Raw genomic sequence first — 16,346 nt, forward strand, 5'->3', positions numbered from 1 at the left:
CGCTTGTCCGGACTCTTGCCAACTGTATAAGCGAATTCTAAGAGCATCTGTGTGACGCGTGGGGCGAGATCGACGAGCCCACGCGTGACGAACTCGTGCGCTTATTGTTGAGCGCGTGCATGGCGATGGCGACGGTTGGGTGGTGTCGGACACGGGTGCACATTTCTGGGGCCGGCACGGCGCGGCGGGACTCCTGTTACGCGCCCCGCAGCCCGACGGATCCACCGCCGTGCTCCTCCAGCACCGCGCCCCATGGAGTCACCAGGGCGGCACCTGGGCGCTGCCCGGCGGCGCGCGCGACAGTCATGAAACCCCCGAACAGGCCGCCGTCCGGGAAGCCGAGGAAGAAGCCGGGCTGACCGCCGACGTGCTGGTGGTGCGCACCAGCGTCGTCACCGCCGAAGTGCCGGGATGGTCCTACACCACCGTGATCGCCGATGCCCCGTCGATGCTGGACACCGTGCCCAACCGGGAGAGCTCGGAGTTGCGCTGGGTCCCCGTCGACGAGGTGGCCACGTTGCCGCTGCACCCGGGGTTTGCCGCCAGCTGGCAGAAGCTCCTGGGGATCCTCAGAGATCTGGGCGTGATCTCAACCGGTCAGCGACCCACTACTTAGACCGGTGTCCCGGCGGCCGGCCCTCTTTCGCCCTCGTGCCTCGGGCTCGTCGACCGGCCGGTGTCCTTGGCGGCCGGCCCTCTTTCGCCCTCGTGCCTCGGGCTCGTCGACCGGCCGGTGTCCCCTTCAGTCCGGAATCCCGGCACGCAGGCGACGGGCCGCGGCTTCCGGGTCGTCGGCGCCGGTGATCGCGCGTACCACGACCACCCGCCGGGCACCGGCCTCCACCACCTCGGGCAGCCGTTGCTCGTCGATACCACCGATGGCGAACCAGGCCCGGTCGGTGCCGGTCTGCGCGGCGTGCCGCACCAGATCCAGGCCGGGCGCCGCCCGGCCCGGCTTCGTCGGCGTCGGCCAGCACGGTCCCACACAGAAGTAGTCGATCTCTTCATTGAGGGCGTGATCGACCTGCGCCCGATCGTGGGTGGAGCGGCCGATGAGCGGACGCGCTCCGATGATGTCGCGTGCCACGAGCACCGGCAGGTCGTCCTGGCCCAGGTGCAGCACGTCGGCGTTGGCTGCCCGGGCGACGTCGGCACGGTCGTTGACGGCGATCAGTGCCCCGTGACGCAGGGCCGCATCGGCCAGGATCTGGAGGGCCTGCAGTTCCTGCAGGGCCTCCAAGGGGCCGAACTGCCGTTCACCGGCCGAGCCCTTGTCGCGGAGCTGGATGATGTCGACGCCGCCCGCCAGGGCGGCGTCGACGAACTCGGCCAGGTCACCGCGTTCGCGCCGGGCGTCGGTGCACAGATAGAGCCGCGCGCTCGCCAGCCGGTCCAGCGGAAGCCGATCGGCTTGGGGCTGTTCAACCATGCGGCGAGAGTACTGTGGAGGGCCTGATACACGGGAGTCCCGGTCGCGGGACTGAGAGTGGGCACACGACACGGCCCTTACCGTCACACCTGATCCGGGTCATGCCGGCGATAGGGAGCTAGGAAGCATGCAGCTGGCAGTCATCGGCGGAGGCGTGATCGGGCTGTCGGTAGCCCGCCGGGCAGCCCAGGACGGCTGGTCGGTGCGGGTGCATCGCACCGCTACCCCCGGCGCGTCGTGGGTGGCCGGCGGCATGCTCGCTCCGCACAGCGAGGGCTGGCCCGGCGAAGAGGAACTGCTGCGGATCGGGCTGGAATCGTTGGCGCTGTGGCGCGCCGAGGGGCCCGGGTCCTTCCTCGACGGGTTACCCCCCGGCGTGGTGACGGCGCGGGAATCCCTGGTGGTGGCCGTCGACCGAGCCGATGCCGCCGACCTGCGCACCGTCGGCGAATGGCTGTCCGGGCAGGGCCACCCCGTCGAGTTCACCACCAGCGCACGCGATATCGAGCCCCTGCTGGGACAGGGAATCCGGCACGGTTTCCGGGCGAGCACCGAACTGGCGGTCGACAACCGCGCCGTGGTCGACGCGCTGGCCGCGCAGTGCGAGCGGCTCGGTGTGCAATTCGCCGGGCCGGTCACCACACTGTCGGACGTGGACGCCGAGACGACGGTGATCGCCAACGGTATCGACGCGCCCGCGTTGTGGCCGGGCCTGCCGATCCGGCCGGTGAAAGGTGAAGTGCTGCGGCTGCATTGGCGCAAGGGGTGCCTGCCGGTGCCCCAGCGGGTGATCCGTGCGCGGGTACGCGGCCGGCAGGTGTACCTGGTGCCGCGCGGCGAGGGTGTCGTCGTCGGCGCCACCCAATACGAACACGGCCGCGACACCAGTCCCACGGTCACCGGGGTGCGGGAACTGCTCGACGACGCGTGCGCGGTGATGCCCGCGCTGGGGGAGTACGAGCTCGCCGAATGTGCGGCGGGACTACGGCCGATGACGCCGGACAACCTGCCGCTGGTCGGGCGTCTCGACGAGCGCACGCTGGTGGCCGCCGGTCATGGCAGATCGGGATTCCTGCTTGCGCCGTGGACTGTGGAGAAGATCAGTGCGGAGCTGGCGGCGGTGGGAAGTGTGGTGCTGGATCGCTCATGAAGATCACGGTGAACGACGAAGAGGTGCAGGTCGACGAGCAGACCACGGTCGCCGACCTGCTGGTGCGGCTCGGGATCCCGGAGAAGGGCATCGCGGTGGCCGTCGAGTGGGCGGTGCTCCCGCGGTCGCGTTGGGACACAATACTTTCCGAAGGGGCGCGGGTGGAGGTAGTGACAGCGGTGCAAGGTGGCTGAGATGACGAACATGCTGACCATTGCCGGGCGCAGCTTCGGCTCCAGGCTGATTCTGGGCACCGGCGGTGCGGCCAACCAGTCGGTGCTCGAGGAGGCGCTGATCGCCTCGGGGACCGAGCTGACCACGGTCGCGATGCGCCGGGTGGACGCCGCCGAGGGCACCGGTGTGCTCGCGCTGCTCGAGAAACTGAACATCACCGCGCTGCCCAACACCGCCGGATGCCGTGGTGCCGCCGAAGCCGTGCTCACCGCGCAGCTCGCCCGGGAAGCCCTCGGCACCGACTGGGTGAAGCTGGAGGTCATCGCCGACGAACGCACCCTGCTTCCCGATGCCGTCGAATTGGTCCGTGCCGCCGAGCAATTGGTGGACGACGGCTTCACGGTTCTGCCGTACACCACCGACGACCCGGTGCTGGCCCGGCGGCTGGAGGACACCGGTTGCGCTGCGGTGATGCCGCTGGGATCGCCGATAGGCACCGGCCTGGGTATCGCCAACCCGCACAACATCGAGATGATCGTGGCCCAAGCCGGTGTACCGGTGATCCTCGACGCCGGCATCGGCACCGCCTCGGATGCGGCGCTGGCGATGGAATTGGGTTGTGATGCCGTGCTTCTGGCGAGCGCGGTGACGCGCGCCGCCGATCCACCGGCGATGGCCGCCGCCATGGCGGCGGCTGTCACCGCCGGCTATCTGGCGCGGCACGCCGGCCGGATTCCGAAGCGGTTCTGGGCCCAGGCATCCAGTCCCACCGGCGCGGTCAGCTCCTGACGTGGTGAGGGGGCGCTACGTCGCGCTGGGCTCGTCCATGGCGGCGGGCCCCGGAATCGCGCCCCGGGTGCCGGGTTCGCCGCGCCGGGCCGGGCGCTCGGAACGCAACTACGCGCACCTGGCCGCGCACGCACTGCAGCTCGAGCTGACCGACGTCACGTACTCGGGTGCCACCACGGCCAACCTCCTGGACGAACCCCAACACGGTGCGCGGCCGCAGCTGGAGGCGCTGCGCGGGGACGAAACGCTGGTCACCATCACCGTCGGCGGCAACGACATCGGCTATGTGCCCGCCTTGATGGCCGCCGGCCTGCCGCGCGTGCTGCGGCGACTGCCGCTGCTGGGTCCCCGGCTGCAGCAGCTGCTCGATCCCGAGACCCGGGAGCAGCCCTTGCGGGAGCTCGATGTGTCCATGCGGGCGGTCGGCCGGGCCGTGCGCCTGCGGGCACCCGAGGCCCGCGTGCTGTTCGTCGAGTACCTGACGCTGCTGCCGCCGGCCGGCAGGCCGGCGAAACCGCTGACCCCGCCCGAGGCCGACCTGGGCCGGTATCTGGCCGCCCGACTGCAGGAAATCACGGCGGCCGCCGCTGCGGAGACGGGCTGCGAAGTACTCCCCGTCGCCGACGCCAGTTCGAGCCATCACGCCTGGTCAGCGATACCGTGGACGGTGGGTGCACGGGTGCCCGTCCCTCTGCCCGGCCTGGGTGGCCCCGCCCCGTTCCATCCCAATGCCGCCGGTATGGCGGCGGTCGCGGAGATGGTGGTGAGCCGCGTAAGGTCGCCGCAGTGATCGAACGCGCGAGGATCGAACTCACTGGGCTCACCAAGGTGTTCGGCCGTGGTAATCGCGCCACTCGCGCGGTCGACGATCTGACCTGCACCGTCGAACCGGGTGTGGTCACCGGCTTTCTCGGGCCGAACGGGGCGGGCAAGTCCACCACCATGCGACTGATCCTCGGCCTGGACCAACCCACGTCGGGTTCGGCCACCATCGCCGGGTGCCGGTATCGCGACCTCGACGATCCGTTGCGGACGGTGGGCGCGCTGCTCGATGCCCGCAATGTGCACCCGAGCAGGTCGGTGCGTGCACATCTGTGCTGGATCGCCGCCTCCAACCGCATCCCGATCACCCGGGTCGACGAAGTTCTGGGCATCGTCGGGTTGCAGGAGGTGGCCTCGAAAAAGGCGGGGTCGCTGTCGTTGGGTATGAGCCAGCGGATGGGCATCGCCGTGGCGCTGCTGGGTGATCCTCCCGTGCTGATGTTCGACGAACCCGTCAACGGTCTCGATCCCGAAGGCATCCGCTGGGTGCGCACCCTGATGCGGGACCTGGCCGCCGAGGGACGCACGGTGTTGGTGTCCAGTCACCTGCTCGCCGAAATGGCCAACACCGCCGACCGGCTGGTGGTGATCGGGCGGGGCCGGTTGGTCGCGGCCACATCGGTCGACGATTTTGTGGCCCGGTCCCGAGGTGATGTCGTCCGGGTGCGCAGCCCGCACCTGGAGCGGCTTCACTCGGCGCTGGCCGATGCCGCGATCGATGTGGTCGAGCACGCCGATGCCTTGTCTGTCACGGGCGTCTCCGCCGAGGTGATCGGAGAGCTGGCCGCGCGCAACGGCATCACGCTTCACGAGCTGAGCCCGCAGCGCGCGTCACTGGAGGAGGCGTATCTGGAGCTCACCGACGCGGTCACCGATTTCCGGTCGGCGTCATGACCCAGGTGGTTTCGGCGCTGGCCGCCGAACGCGTCAAACTGTTCAGCACCCGGGCCCCGCTGCTGGCGGTCGCCGCCGCGGCCGCGGTCAGTGTGGGCCTGGCGGCGCTGCAGGCGTCCTCCCGCGGCATGTCGGCGATGACGCCGCAGGAGGCTGCGCTGGGGGTGGCGCTGATCGCGGTGCCCGTGCTGATGGTGGTGGCATCCATGACGATCACCGCCGAGTTCCGCACGCAGATGATCAGGACCACCTTCCTGGCCGTCCCGAACCGTTCCCTGGTGCTCGTCGCCAAAGCACTGGTGAGCGCGGCGGCGGCGGCGGTTGCGACGGTGGTGATGGTGCTGCTCACGGTGCTCGTCGCCGGAATGCTGGCGCCGCCGTTGACCACCGAGGCGCTGTCACCGGCCGGTGCGCGGCCGTGGGGTACCGCCGGCGCTTTCGCGGTGTACGCGGCGGTGGCGGCGGTTCTCGGTGTCGCCGTCGGCGCCTTGGTCCGCGCTGCACCGGGCACCGTCGCGATCCTGCTGCTGTGGCCGATGGTGATCGAAACCGTGCTCGGGCTGCTGCCGGGCACCGGGCCCCGGGTAGGGCCATACCTGCCCTTTCAGAACGCGTACACGTTCATCGGAGTGGACTGGCTCTACCCGGGTTACGACATGCGCTGGGGTCCGGAGGGCGGACTGGTGTACTTCGCCGCCGTCACCGCTGTGCTGTTCGTCTCAGCTCTCGTCGTCGTCAACCGGCGCGACGCCTGACACGGACAACACCACCCGCGAGCCGTACGGCATCGCCTGGACCAGCCGCAGCTGCGCCAGCGCCGGATGCGCATCCAACAGCCGGCCCGCGTTGGCCAGTGCCCGAAGCGCCGCGGTCTCCGCACGCGCCGTCTCCAGCTGCGCGGCACCGCGCGCCTTGGCCGTCACCAGTTCCATTGCCGCCGATCGTATTTCGGCGGGCACGATGACGTCCTTGACGAACACCTCGCGCACCTCGATACCGACGCGTGCACCGGCGGTCCTGGCCGCGCTCAGGATCGCCTCGGCGTCCACCCGGTGGTTGCGCTGCACCACGTCCTCGGCGGTGACGGCGGAGACGGTGTCCCGCAGCGCGATCTGGGCAGCCAGGTACACCGCAGACACCGGGTCCGCGGCCGTCTCGGTGTACGCCACCGGATCGGCGACCGCGATGCGCAGCGCCATCGTGATACGCAGCGACACCGCGTCCGCGGTCAGCACGTCCTGCGGGGCCAGCGCCACCAGGCGCTCACGCATCTCGACCACCGCGGTGGTGGTGTTGCCGACGATCCAGTGCGTGCCCGGGCGGAGGACACGCTGCAGTGTCCCGTTGCGGTAGATCAGAGCGCTCTGACCCACGGTAATGGTCAGGCGGTTGACGATCGAGACAGACATGCGAACCTCCTTTCCCTGGTGCATACGTCGCGGTCTGTCGTATTCGGTTGTGGCATCGCATGAGCACGGGGATACCGCCGCCGGGCGGATACGCCGGTGGGGAACCGCGGCTCTGAACGGGCAGCCACGCTCCGCAAGACCGGCGCACCCGGAATCCCGGGGGCGGCATCAGGAAGGGTTGAAGAGGACTCGAACCTCAGGTTTTCCAGACCGTACCGTCGGCGCCGGCGCAACTCACGGAAACTGCGCGGTACCCCGCTTCGCCCGCCACCGGCTCAGCGCCGCAGAACACAGTGCCAGTCCGGGTCAGGAAACTGCAACGCATTAACGCATCAGTACATTGGAGCCAATGGGCCGCAGGACACTTGCCGCAGTCATGTTGCTGGTTTTGGCACTCGCCGGCTGCAGCAGGGAGGCGGAGGCGCCGCAGCCGGCTCCTGCCACCTCCGGCGCGCTACCCGAGGCGGTCGAGTTCGCGGCGGCGTTGCAGCAGGATGTCACCGCCGACGCCCTGATGGGACACCTGCGCAAGCTCCAGGAGATCGCCGACGCCAACGACGGCAACCGCGCGGCCGGAACGCCCGGGTATGACGCCAGTGTCGATTACGTCGCCGAGGAACTACGGGCCAAGGGCTTCGATGTCCAGACACCGGAGTTCGACGTCCGGGTGTTCCGGTCCGAACCCGGCACCGTTCGCCTGAATGGCGCCCAATTCGAGGCCCGGGCCCTCGAATACAGCACCGGTACCGCCGAATCAGGGGTGACGGCGCCGTTGGTGCCCGCCCGCGCCGAGGACACCCCCGGCTGCACACCCCAGGACTACGACGGTCTACCGGTCTCGGGTGCCATCGTGCTCGTGGACCGCGGCCACTGCCCGTTCTCCGAGAAGGCGGCCGTGGCTGCCGACCGGGGCGCGGCAGGTGTCGTCATCGCCGACAACGTCGACGAACGTCGGATGGGAGGCACCCTCGGCGAGGACACCAAGGTCAAGATCCCGGTGGTCAGCGTCAGCAAGGCCGACGGTGCACAGCTTCGCGCGCAGCCCGGTGAGGTGACCCTTCAGGTCAACGCCAGCATGCTCGAGCTGACCACCCGCAATGTCATCGCGCAGACCACCACGGGCTCCACCCAGGATGTCGTGATGGCGGGGGCACACCTCGACAGCGTTCCCGAGGGCCCGGGCATCAACGACAACGGTTCCGGAGTGGCGGCAGTGCTGGAAACCGCCCTGCAGCTCGGCGGGGCCCCGGAGGTACGCAACGCGGTGCGCTTCGCGTTCTGGGGTGCCGAGGAGATCGGCCTGGTGGGCTCGCAGCGCTATGTGGAGTCACTCAACGAGGATCAACTCAAGGACATCTCGATGTACCTCAACTTCGACATGGTGGGCTCACCGAACCCGGGCTACTTCACCTACGACGGCGACCAGTCGACACCGTTCCAGCGCGATCAGGTGCCGGCGCGGGTCCCCGAAGGATCGGCGGGGATCGAACGGACCCTGGCGGCCTATCTGGACTCGGCAGGCATGCCGGCCGAAGACACCTTCTTCGACGGCCGCTCGGACTACGACGCCTTCACCTTCGCCGGGATCCCGGCCGGCGGACTGTTCTCCGGCGGTGAAGGTGACAAGACCGAAGCCCAGGAACAGGAGTGGGGTGGTCAAGCGGGTGAGCCGTACGACCCCAATTACCACAAGCCGGCGGACGACATCGACAACATCGACCAGACCGCGCTGGGAATCCACGGAGCCGGCGTCGGCTACACCGTCGGCCTCTACGCGCAGGATCAGACCGGACGCAACGGTATGCCGATTCGTGATGATCGCACTCGGCACGAGATCACCCGGTCCTGATGGCGGACCGCTAACCTGGGCGGGTGAGGCGTGCAAGTGCGGTGCTGGTGGCGGTTGCGGTACTGGCGGGGTGTGCGCCCAGGGACACCGAGCCGACGCCCGAACCGGCTGCCGACCTGGCCGGTGAGCTGCCGGAGAAGGTCACGATCGAGGGCATGGACGTGCACCTGCAGAAGCTGCAGGAGATCGCCGACGCCCACGGCGGTAACCGCGCCGACGGTTCCCCGGGTTTCGCCGCCAGCGCCGACTACGTGGCCAAGGTGTTGCAGGACAAGGGGTTCGACGTCCAGTCCACGGAGTTCGACCGGCTGGAGACGCTGAATCCCGGTAAACCGGTGGTCAGCGTCGGCGGGCGCACCTTCCGGGTCGACCAGGCATCGCTGCTGCTGCAGACACCGGCAGGCGGGCTCAGCGGAGCCGTCATCAAGCCGACCCGCAGCCCCGGCTGCGCCGCCCCCGATTATCCCGGTGTGGTCGCCAAGGGTGGTGTGGCCGTCGTCGACGACACCGGCTGCTCGGTGGTCGCCAAACAGAAGGCCGCCGCCGCCAAGGGCGCGGCGGCCTTGGTGGTGGTCAGTGCCGGCGGCCGAAATGGCAGCCCGCCAGGGCTTTTCGAACCCGGGTACTACGAACAGCTGACCATCCCGGTGGCGGTCATCGGCACTGACGGTGGAGCGGCGCTGCGTCGAGCGACCGGCCCGGCGCGGGTGGTGCTCGACGGCAGAACCGTCAAGGTGACATCGCGGAATGTGTTGGCGCAGACCAAGACCGGCTCGACGCGTGATGTGGTGATGGTCGGCGCCCACCTGGACAGCGTGCCGCAGGGGCCGGGCCTCAACGACAACGGATCCGGTGTGGCGGCGGTGCTGGAGACGGCCCTGCAGATGGGTGCCGAGCCGTCGGTCACCAACGCGGTGCGCTTCGCGTTCTGGGGTGCCGAGGAGAAGCGGCTGGCCGGATCAGTGGATTACGTCTTCGGGTTGGGCCGCGACGACCTCAACGACATCGCGCTGTACCTCAACTTCGACATGCTCGGTTCGCCCAATGCCGGCTATTTCACCTATGACGGTGACCAATCCGGCTCGCCCGCAGCCGATGTCGACCCCGAGGATGTGCCTATCGGCTCGGCGGGTATCGAACGCACGCTGGCCGGCCATCTGAACCTGGCCGGTAAACGCCCGGCCGACATGCCGCTGGCCGCCGACTCCGATCACAACCCGTTTCTCACCGCCGGCATCCCGATCGGCGGCGCCACCACCGGCGGCCCGCAGCAGAAGACCAATGTCCAGGCCCGGCTGTGGGGCGGCAAAGCCGGTGCGCCGTTCGACCCGAATCATCACAGTGCCCGCGACACCGTCAAGGCGGTGAACCGGGACGCGCTGGCCATCATGGGGTCTGCGGTGGCGTTCGCTGTCGGAACGTATGCGATGTCGATCGACGGGCCCAACGGGGTACCGGGGCGGGACAAGCGCCACCGCCCCGCGATGGGACCGTGACGGAGCTCAACCGTGCTTGCGCAGTTCGGCTTTGGCGATCGAGCGCAGATGCACTTCGTCCGGGCCGTCGAAGATGCGCATCGACCGGTGCCAGCCGTACATGGCGGCCAGGGGGACGTCATCGCTGACTCCGGCACCGCCGTGGACCTGGATCGCCCGGTCGATGACGTCGAGGGCGACGCGCGGAACCGACACTTTCGCCGCGGAGATGTACTGTGCGGCCGCCTTGTTCCCGCGTTCGTCGATGATCTTCGCCGCGTGCTGGCACAGCAACCGCGCCTGGTCGATCGCGATACGTGACTCGGCGATCTGCTGTTGCACGGTGCCTTGATCAGACAGGGGTTTGCCGAACGCCACCCGCGAGGTCGCGCGTGTGCTCATCAGCGCCAGCGCCCGTTCCGCCGCGCCGAGCGCGCGCATGCAGTGGTGGATGCGGCCCGGTCCCAGACGGGCCTGTGCCACCGCGAATCCGGCGCCTTCCTCCCCGAGGATGTTGCGGACCGGGACTCGGACATCCTGGTAGAGCACCTCGCAGTGACCGTGCTGGTCGTGCCTGCCGAACACCGGCACGTCGCGCACCACCGTGACGCCGGGGGTGTCCATCGGTACGAGCACCATGGACTGCTGTCGGTGCGGCGCGGCCGACGGATCCGTTTTCCCCATGACGATCAGGAGCCGGCAGCGCGGGTCAGCGGCACCGCTGGTCCACCATTTCCGGCCGTTGATGACGTAGTGGTCGCCGTCGCGTTCGATCCGTGTCTCGATGTTGGTGGCATCCGAACTGGCCACGGCGATCTCGGTCATCGAGAACGCCGAGCGGATCTCGCCGTCCAGCAGGGGCTGCAGCCACCGGGTTTTCTGCTCGTCGGTGCCGAACAGGTGCAGCAACTCCATGTTCCCGGTGTCGGGTGCCTGGCCGTTGGTGGCCTCAGGCGCCAGATGCAGGCTCCAGCCGGTGACTTCGGCGAGGCCGGCGTAGTCCAGTTGACCGATCCCGGATTCGGCGGGCAGGAACAGGTTCCACAGTCCGCGCGCGCGTGCTTCCTTCTTCAGGTCTTCGACCACCGGTGGCAGGGCGTGGTCATCCGGCCCGGCGGTGCGGCGGTACTGCTCGTAGGTGTGTTCGGCGGGGAAGACGTGGGTGTGCATGAAATCCACCAGCTCCGCCCGCAGCTGCCGCGCTCGCGCCGACGGCCGCAGATCCAGTGTCTCGGAGTCGGTTTCGGGCGGTAAGACCGGTGTCGTGGTCATGGAACTCCCTTCGTAGGGGTAGCGGCTGCCGCCGCACGTCCCAGCCGGTTTCGCAGGGCCGGCCGGTGGGGTCGAGGGTGCAGGCGGGTCAACCGGCGAGGCCGGGAATTCCTGAGCTCGAGGCGCGTTCCAGGGCGCGGTTCAGCAGCGGGCCCACCATGGCCCCCACACCCTCGAAATCCTCACCTTCGGTGTGCCCCTGCAGGTGCCGGGCATGAATACCCTCGAGGATCACCGCCACCTTGAAATCCGCGAACACCAGATACCAGTCGATGTCGGCGACGTCGATGTTGCGAGCCGTCAGGTAGGTGTGGACCAGCTGGTCGCGGGTGGGGAACCCGGGCAGGGCGGTGGCGCCTGCGGTGATGGGGTTGTGGAACTCGCCGTCCTGGTCCCAGAACGAGCACAGTATCCCGAGGTCGGTGAGAGTGTCACCGAGAGTCGACATCTCCCAGTCCAGCAGACCCAGAATCCGTGTCGGGTCGTCCTGGTCCACCATCAGGTTGTCGATCTTGAAGTCGCCGTGGACAATTCCAGGCAAGCGGGTGGTCGGCAGGGCGGCTTCCAACCGGGTGTGCAGCTCGTCGACTTCGCCGCGGGGCGCGGTGGCCGACGCTTCCCACTGTCTGAGCCAGCGCCGGAGTTGGCGTTCGAGGTATCCGTCGGGCCGTCCCCAGTCGCCGAGGCCGACGGCGGATGGCTCGATGTCATGCAGGGCGGCCAATGTCCGGATCGCGTTGTCGGAGAGTGCGGCACGCTGTGCAGGGGTGAGCAGCCGGGTGTCGTCGGCGGTGCGCAACGTGATGCCGTCGAGTTTGTCCATCACGTAGAACGGCGCGCCCATCAGCGCGGGGTCCTGGCACAGGCCCACGGTTCTCGGGACGGGGACCGCACTGCCGAACAGTGCTGTCATGGCCCGGTATTCACGTCCCATGTCATGGGCGGTGGGCAGGACGTGCCCCACGGGTGGGCGGCGCAGGATCCAGTACCGCTGCCCGTCGGTGAGCTCGTAGGTGGGGTTGGAGCGGCCACCGGCGATCAGCCGGGTTCGGAGTTCGCCGCCCACGGGTTCCCGGCCGGCAAGCCAGTCCCGAACCCGTGCGGATACGCCGGGGTCCAGCGACTGTCCGCTCTGCGCGGTGGTCTGGTTCACGGTTGTGCCCCAACGGTTCCCAACACCAGCGCGGCGTAACGTTCGGCCATCTCGTCGGGTGAGAGGCTGCCGTCCGGGCGGTACCAGCTGGCGATCGAGTACCCCATGTTGATGATCGCCCGGGCCGCTTCCCGCGGGTAGGGAGTGGTGAAGCTGCCCTCGGCGACACCGCGGTCGATGATCTCGCGGAACATCTGCTCCTGCTGGTCGCGCAGTGCGACGACGATCCGGTGCCCGACGTCGTCGAGGCTGCGGATCTCGGAGGCACCGATCAGTGCCTCGGCGCGGCGCTGCGTGTGGAACAGCGCCCACGCCCGCATCAGCGCGTCGAGTTGTTCGGTGGGCGTGTTGCCCGCGCGGATGAGTGCCGCATTCGTCCGGGCGATCACCTCTTTCATCACCGCCTCCATGATGTGTTGGAGGATGTGCTGTTTCGAGGGGAAGTGGTGATAGATCGAGGCCGGTGTCATCCCGGCGTCGCGGGCGATGTCACGGATGGACGTGCCGTGGTAGCCGCGCGCCTGGAAGTTGTCCACTGCCGCGGCGATGATGGTCTGGCTTCCGTTCCCGCTCACCGGCCTCACAGTACGGACCGGACGCGCCGGGGGAGTGCGCCTCTGGCTGATCTCGGTGACCACATCAGGCATGTCGAAGCTCTCGTTTCAGCAGTTTGCCGGCGGCGTTCTTGGGTAGCTCGTCGAGGATGACGATCGACCGCGGGTACTTGTAGGCCGCCATCCGGTCCCGGCAGAAGTCGATCAGTTCCTCGGGCGTCGCGCTGGCGCCGCGGACCAGCGACACGAAGGCTCGGACCGTCTCGCCCCGGTAGTCATCCGGCACACCCACCACCGACGCTTCCAGGACGGCCGGGTGTTCGTAGAGGACGTCCTCGACATCACGAGGGAAGACCTTGTATCCACCGGCGTTGATCAGGTCCTTGAGCCGGTCGACGACGAACAGCCATCCGTCGCCGGTCATCCTGCCGATGTCGCCGGTGTGCAGCCAGCCGTCCCGGACAGCGTGTGCTGACTCCTGCGGTAGCTGCCAGTATCCGGGAATCACCATCGGGCCGGACACCACGATTTCCCCGGTCTCGCCGGGCGGTAGGTCGTGGCCGTCGTCGAGATCGACGATCCGCACCCGTGCGCCCGGGACGGGCACACCCACGGCGGTGGCACCGGATTCGGGATCGGTGGGCGGGTCCACGTCGACGGGACCCAGATGGGTGGGCGAGGTGGTCTCGGTCATGCCGTAGGCGCCCCGCAACGTCCAACCCGCCGCCGCGTGCACGCGGTTGATCAGGGCCTGGCTCACGGGTGCGCCGCCGGAAGGTGTCTTGGTCAACGACGACACGTCGAACCGGGACAGCGCAGGATGATTGGTCAGCGCGATAAATGCTGTGCTGGCCCCGATCATGAAGGTGCCACGCCACCTCTCGATCGCCGAGAGTGTTTCCTCGGCGTCGAACCGGTGCATCAACACCACCGGGGCGCCGCTGACGATGTGCACCCCCAGACCGGCGATGAGCCCGGTGATGTGGAAGACCGGAGCCAGTCCGACGATCACATCGCGGTCGGGTTGGAGGTCCCACCAGCGGCAATACACCGTCGAACTGTGCATCATGGCGCTCTGCAGATTCATCGCGCCCTTCTGCCGTCCGGTGGTGCCCGAGGTGTACACCAGCGCGCCGACATCGCCGGCGCGCGGCCGCGGCGCCGGCGGTGCCACCGCAGCCGAGGAGGTCATCACCTCGTGCCAGTCCAGGGTGCCGGAAAAGGATTGGCGGGCAGGCACACTCGCTGCGACGGCCGCGGGCATTCCGGCGGCAGGCGTCATGTCGAGCGGATGGGTGGTGACGACGGTGTGCAGGGCGGTGTCGGCAGCGATATCGCGCACCTGGGCGTAGAGGCTGTCCAGGCAGACCAGGGCCGTGGCTCCGGAGTCGGCGAGGATGTGCAGGAGTTCCTTGGCGCGCAGCATGGGGTTGACGGCCACCGGGACCGCGCCCGATTTCCATGCCGCCAGCAGCGCCACCAACCATTGCGGGTCGTTCTGCAGGTAGACGGCCAGCCGGTCACCAGGCTGCACACCGTTGGCGCGCAGGGCGCAGGCCAACCGGTCAGCGGCGGCGTTCACCTCGGCGAAGGTGAGTGTCGCGTCGAAGTAGTGCACGGCGGCAGCGTCGGGTCGCACCCGCAGGTGCGTGTCCCAGGCGTCCAGCAGGGTGGCGTGATCGGCGGCCAATTCGGGGGACACCCCGGCGGGATACAGCGGCGTCCAGGGTGCCGCCACTCGGTCCAGCTGCACAGCTTCCTCCTCGCCGGGTTGCCTGTGTCACAACGTACCGCTGTCGAGACTCAGCTCTCAGCCGATGCTCTCAACCGAACGATCGTTTGTCAATGAGCCTGGTTATTACGCTTTTCCGCAGTTCAAGACCATGTTGGTCCGATTATGCAAGTCGAGTGTTGACAAACGTTCGATCGGCTTACAGGATGGCGGCTGACCAGAGCATGACTTGGATCACAGGGATTCCGGAAAGTACGGAGCGCCACATGGTTACACCAGAGACAGACGTGCATCCTCCACTCGCGGTGCAGCAGCACCGTCAGCGAGCCCGCCGAGCGGCGCTGGCAGGCGGCGTCGGCACGCTCATCGAGTACTACGACTTCAGTCTCTACGGCTTCATGGCAGTGGTCATCGCGCCGATGTTCTTCCCGAGCGACGACCCGGTGACCTCGCTGCTGTCGGCGCTGGCGGTGTTCGGCACCGCCTACCTGATCCGCCCGCTGGGCGGCATCGTGTTCGGCCACATCGGTGACCGGTTCGGCCGCAAGAAGGCCTTGATGGCGACCCTGGTCTGCATGGGCATCGGAAGCACCGCCATGGGCCTGTTGCCGACACCGGCGCAGGTCGGCATCTGGGCCACCGTCCTTCTCGTGATCGTGCGTCTGCTCCAGGGTTTCTCGGCCGGCGGTGAGGTGGGCGGGTCCGCCACGTTCATCTCGGAATCGGCTCCGGCGCACCGCAAAGCGACCTACGGCGCGTTCACCCCGCTCGGCTCGACGGGTGGTTTCGCGATGGCGGCCGGCGTCGCCGGAGCCGTGACCGCCCTGACCACCGACGCGCAGATGGAATCGTGGGGCTGGCGGATCCCGTTCCTGCTTGCGTTCCCGTTGACCCTGTTCTGCCTGTGGGCCAGGACCCGGGTCACCGAAACCCACGACATCTCGGAGTCCAAGGCCAAGGAACACCTGCCGGTGGGGTTGCTCTTCCGTAAACAACCCCGAGCCTTGTTGCAGGCCACCGCATTCAGCGCCGCGGTCAACGGCACCGCCTATATCGGCCTCACTTACATGGCGATCCACCTGGGCAAGCAGTTGGGCTACGAGGCGTCCTCGGTGCTGTGGGTCACCACGCTCGCACTCGGGCTCTCGGCGCTGGCCATGCCCCTCGGTGGGATGCTCGGTGACCGGATCGGCCTGACCCGGCTCCTCGCACTGGGCTTCGTCGGATTCATCGTGCTGACCTACCCGTTGATGGGCGTCATGCACGTCAGCTTGTTCGTCGCCGCGCTCGCCTACATCGTGCTGATGATGAATTCGGTTGCCGCACAGGTGGGCGCCTACACATTGCTGCCTCAGCTGTTCGACCAGAAGTCCCGCTACACCGGTGTTGCGATGGGTTGGAACCTCGGGGTGATCCTGGCAGGTGGAACCGCGCCGTATGCCGCGGTGTGGCTGGTGGAGCGCACCGGCAACATCCTGGCGCCCGCCTTCTTCGTCATCGCGCTTGCGCTCGTCGGCCTCGTCACCGTGCTGACCGTCCGTCCGAGGCACCTGCAGACGACGGCCTGAGACCTCCGGGGTACCCCACCTCTGCAGAACCGCCGTGTGGCCCGCGCATAAGTGCTAGGACGGCATGAGGGCGCGT

General features: G+C 68.5%; 16 protein-coding genes. 10 read left to right on the forward strand and 6 right to left on the reverse strand.

What is annotated here, in order from left to right; all coding sequences use genetic code 11:
• The first annotated feature begins 115 nt into the window (after positions 1–115).
• The gene (locus AC3A6P_RS33335; RefSeq protein WP_487696674.1) at positions 116–616 is read left to right on the forward strand and encodes an NUDIX hydrolase; all 501 of its coding nucleotides are present in this window, start codon (positions 116–118) and stop codon (positions 614–616) included.
• A gap of 126 nt (positions 617–742) precedes the next feature.
• On the opposite strand, the gene thiE is transcribed toward AC3A6P_RS33335, so the two are convergent.
• Complete coding sequence (gene thiE / locus AC3A6P_RS33340) at positions 743–1,429, reverse strand: thiamine phosphate synthase (protein WP_487696675.1); 687 nt, start codon at positions 1,427–1,429, stop codon at positions 743–745.
• 127 nt (positions 1,430–1,556) lie between these two features.
• Between thiE and thiO the strand changes: the two genes are divergently transcribed.
• Genes thiO through AC3A6P_RS33370 form a run of 6 tightly spaced genes read left to right on the forward strand, consistent with a single transcriptional unit; the run spans position 1,557 to position 6,013 of the window.
• Positions 1,557–2,579, forward strand: a complete 1,023-nt coding sequence (gene thiO / locus AC3A6P_RS33345; RefSeq protein ID WP_487696676.1) for a glycine oxidase ThiO — start codon at positions 1,557–1,559, stop codon at positions 2,577–2,579.
• Positions 2,576–2,773: a sulfur carrier protein ThiS gene (thiS, locus tag AC3A6P_RS33350; protein WP_487696677.1), complete on the forward strand. Its 198-nt coding sequence runs from the start codon at positions 2,576–2,578 to the stop codon at positions 2,771–2,773. The genes thiO and thiS overlap by 4 nt, the downstream gene beginning before the upstream one ends.
• Position 2,774: 1 nt before the next feature.
• Positions 2,775–3,542 carry a thiazole synthase gene (gene thiG, locus AC3A6P_RS33355; protein ID WP_487696678.1) on the forward strand — a complete coding sequence of 256 codons (768 nt, stop codon included), beginning with the start codon at positions 2,775–2,777 and terminating at the stop codon, positions 3,540–3,542.
• Between the two features lie 4 nt (positions 3,543–3,546).
• Positions 3,547–4,332, forward strand: coding sequence for an SGNH/GDSL hydrolase family protein (locus tag AC3A6P_RS33360; protein ID WP_487696741.1), 786 nt, complete (start codon positions 3,547–3,549; stop codon positions 4,330–4,332).
• On the forward strand, positions 4,329–5,258 hold the full coding sequence (locus AC3A6P_RS33365; RefSeq protein WP_487696679.1) for an ABC transporter ATP-binding protein: 930 nt from the start codon (positions 4,329–4,331) through the stop codon (positions 5,256–5,258). Before AC3A6P_RS33360 ends, AC3A6P_RS33365 begins: the two co-directional genes overlap by 4 nt.
• Positions 5,255–6,013 (forward strand): DUF2705 family protein, encoded by a 759-nt coding sequence (locus AC3A6P_RS33370; RefSeq protein WP_487696680.1) that lies wholly within the window; start codon positions 5,255–5,257, stop codon positions 6,011–6,013. The genes AC3A6P_RS33365 and AC3A6P_RS33370 overlap by 4 nt, the downstream gene beginning before the upstream one ends.
• On the opposite strand, the gene AC3A6P_RS33375 is transcribed toward AC3A6P_RS33370, so the two are convergent.
• On the reverse strand, positions 5,978–6,667 hold the full coding sequence (locus AC3A6P_RS33375; RefSeq protein WP_487696681.1) for a slipin family protein: 690 nt from the start codon (positions 6,665–6,667) through the stop codon (positions 5,978–5,980). The genes AC3A6P_RS33370 and AC3A6P_RS33375 overlap by 36 nt on opposite strands.
• Before the next feature lie 349 nt (positions 6,668–7,016).
• Between AC3A6P_RS33375 and AC3A6P_RS33380 the strand changes: the two genes are divergently transcribed.
• Complete coding sequence (locus AC3A6P_RS33380; protein ID WP_487696682.1) at positions 7,017–8,516, forward strand: M28 family metallopeptidase; 1,500 nt, start codon at positions 7,017–7,019, stop codon at positions 8,514–8,516.
• Between the two features lie 23 nt (positions 8,517–8,539).
• The gene (locus tag AC3A6P_RS33385; RefSeq protein WP_487696683.1) at positions 8,540–10,012 is read left to right on the forward strand and encodes a M28 family peptidase; all 1,473 of its coding nucleotides are present in this window, start codon (positions 8,540–8,542) and stop codon (positions 10,010–10,012) included.
• Between the two features lie 6 nt (positions 10,013–10,018).
• Here the strand turns inward: AC3A6P_RS33385 and AC3A6P_RS33390 are convergent, their stop codons facing one another.
• The 4 genes from AC3A6P_RS33390 to AC3A6P_RS33405 form a co-directional block, all read right to left on the reverse strand.
• Positions 10,019–11,263 carry an acyl-CoA dehydrogenase family protein gene (locus tag AC3A6P_RS33390; RefSeq protein ID WP_487696684.1) on the reverse strand — a complete coding sequence of 415 codons (1,245 nt, stop codon included), beginning with the start codon at positions 11,261–11,263 and terminating at the stop codon, positions 10,019–10,021.
• 88 nt (positions 11,264–11,351) lie between these two features.
• A complete protein-coding gene (locus AC3A6P_RS33395; RefSeq protein ID WP_487696685.1) occupies positions 11,352–12,416 on the reverse strand; it encodes a phosphotransferase family protein in 1,065 nt (354 codons plus the stop codon).
• Positions 12,413–12,991, reverse strand: coding sequence for a TetR/AcrR family transcriptional regulator (locus AC3A6P_RS33400; RefSeq protein ID WP_487696686.1), 579 nt, complete (start codon positions 12,989–12,991; stop codon positions 12,413–12,415). The genes AC3A6P_RS33395 and AC3A6P_RS33400 overlap by 4 nt, the downstream gene beginning before the upstream one ends.
• Positions 12,992–13,055: 64 nt before the next feature.
• Entirely contained in the window at positions 13,056–14,723 is a 1,668-nt protein-coding gene (locus AC3A6P_RS33405) for a class I adenylate-forming enzyme family protein (RefSeq protein ID WP_487696687.1), read from the reverse strand.
• Positions 14,724–14,968: 245 nt separating this feature from the next.
• Between AC3A6P_RS33405 and AC3A6P_RS33410 the strand changes: the two genes are divergently transcribed.
• Positions 14,969–16,270: an MFS transporter gene (locus tag AC3A6P_RS33410; protein ID WP_487696688.1), complete on the forward strand. Its 1,302-nt coding sequence runs from the start codon at positions 14,969–14,971 to the stop codon at positions 16,268–16,270.
• The last annotated feature ends 76 nt before the right edge of the window (positions 16,271–16,346 follow it).

It is taken from the genome of Mycobacterium sp. Soil_C_30 (assembly GCF_057656995.1).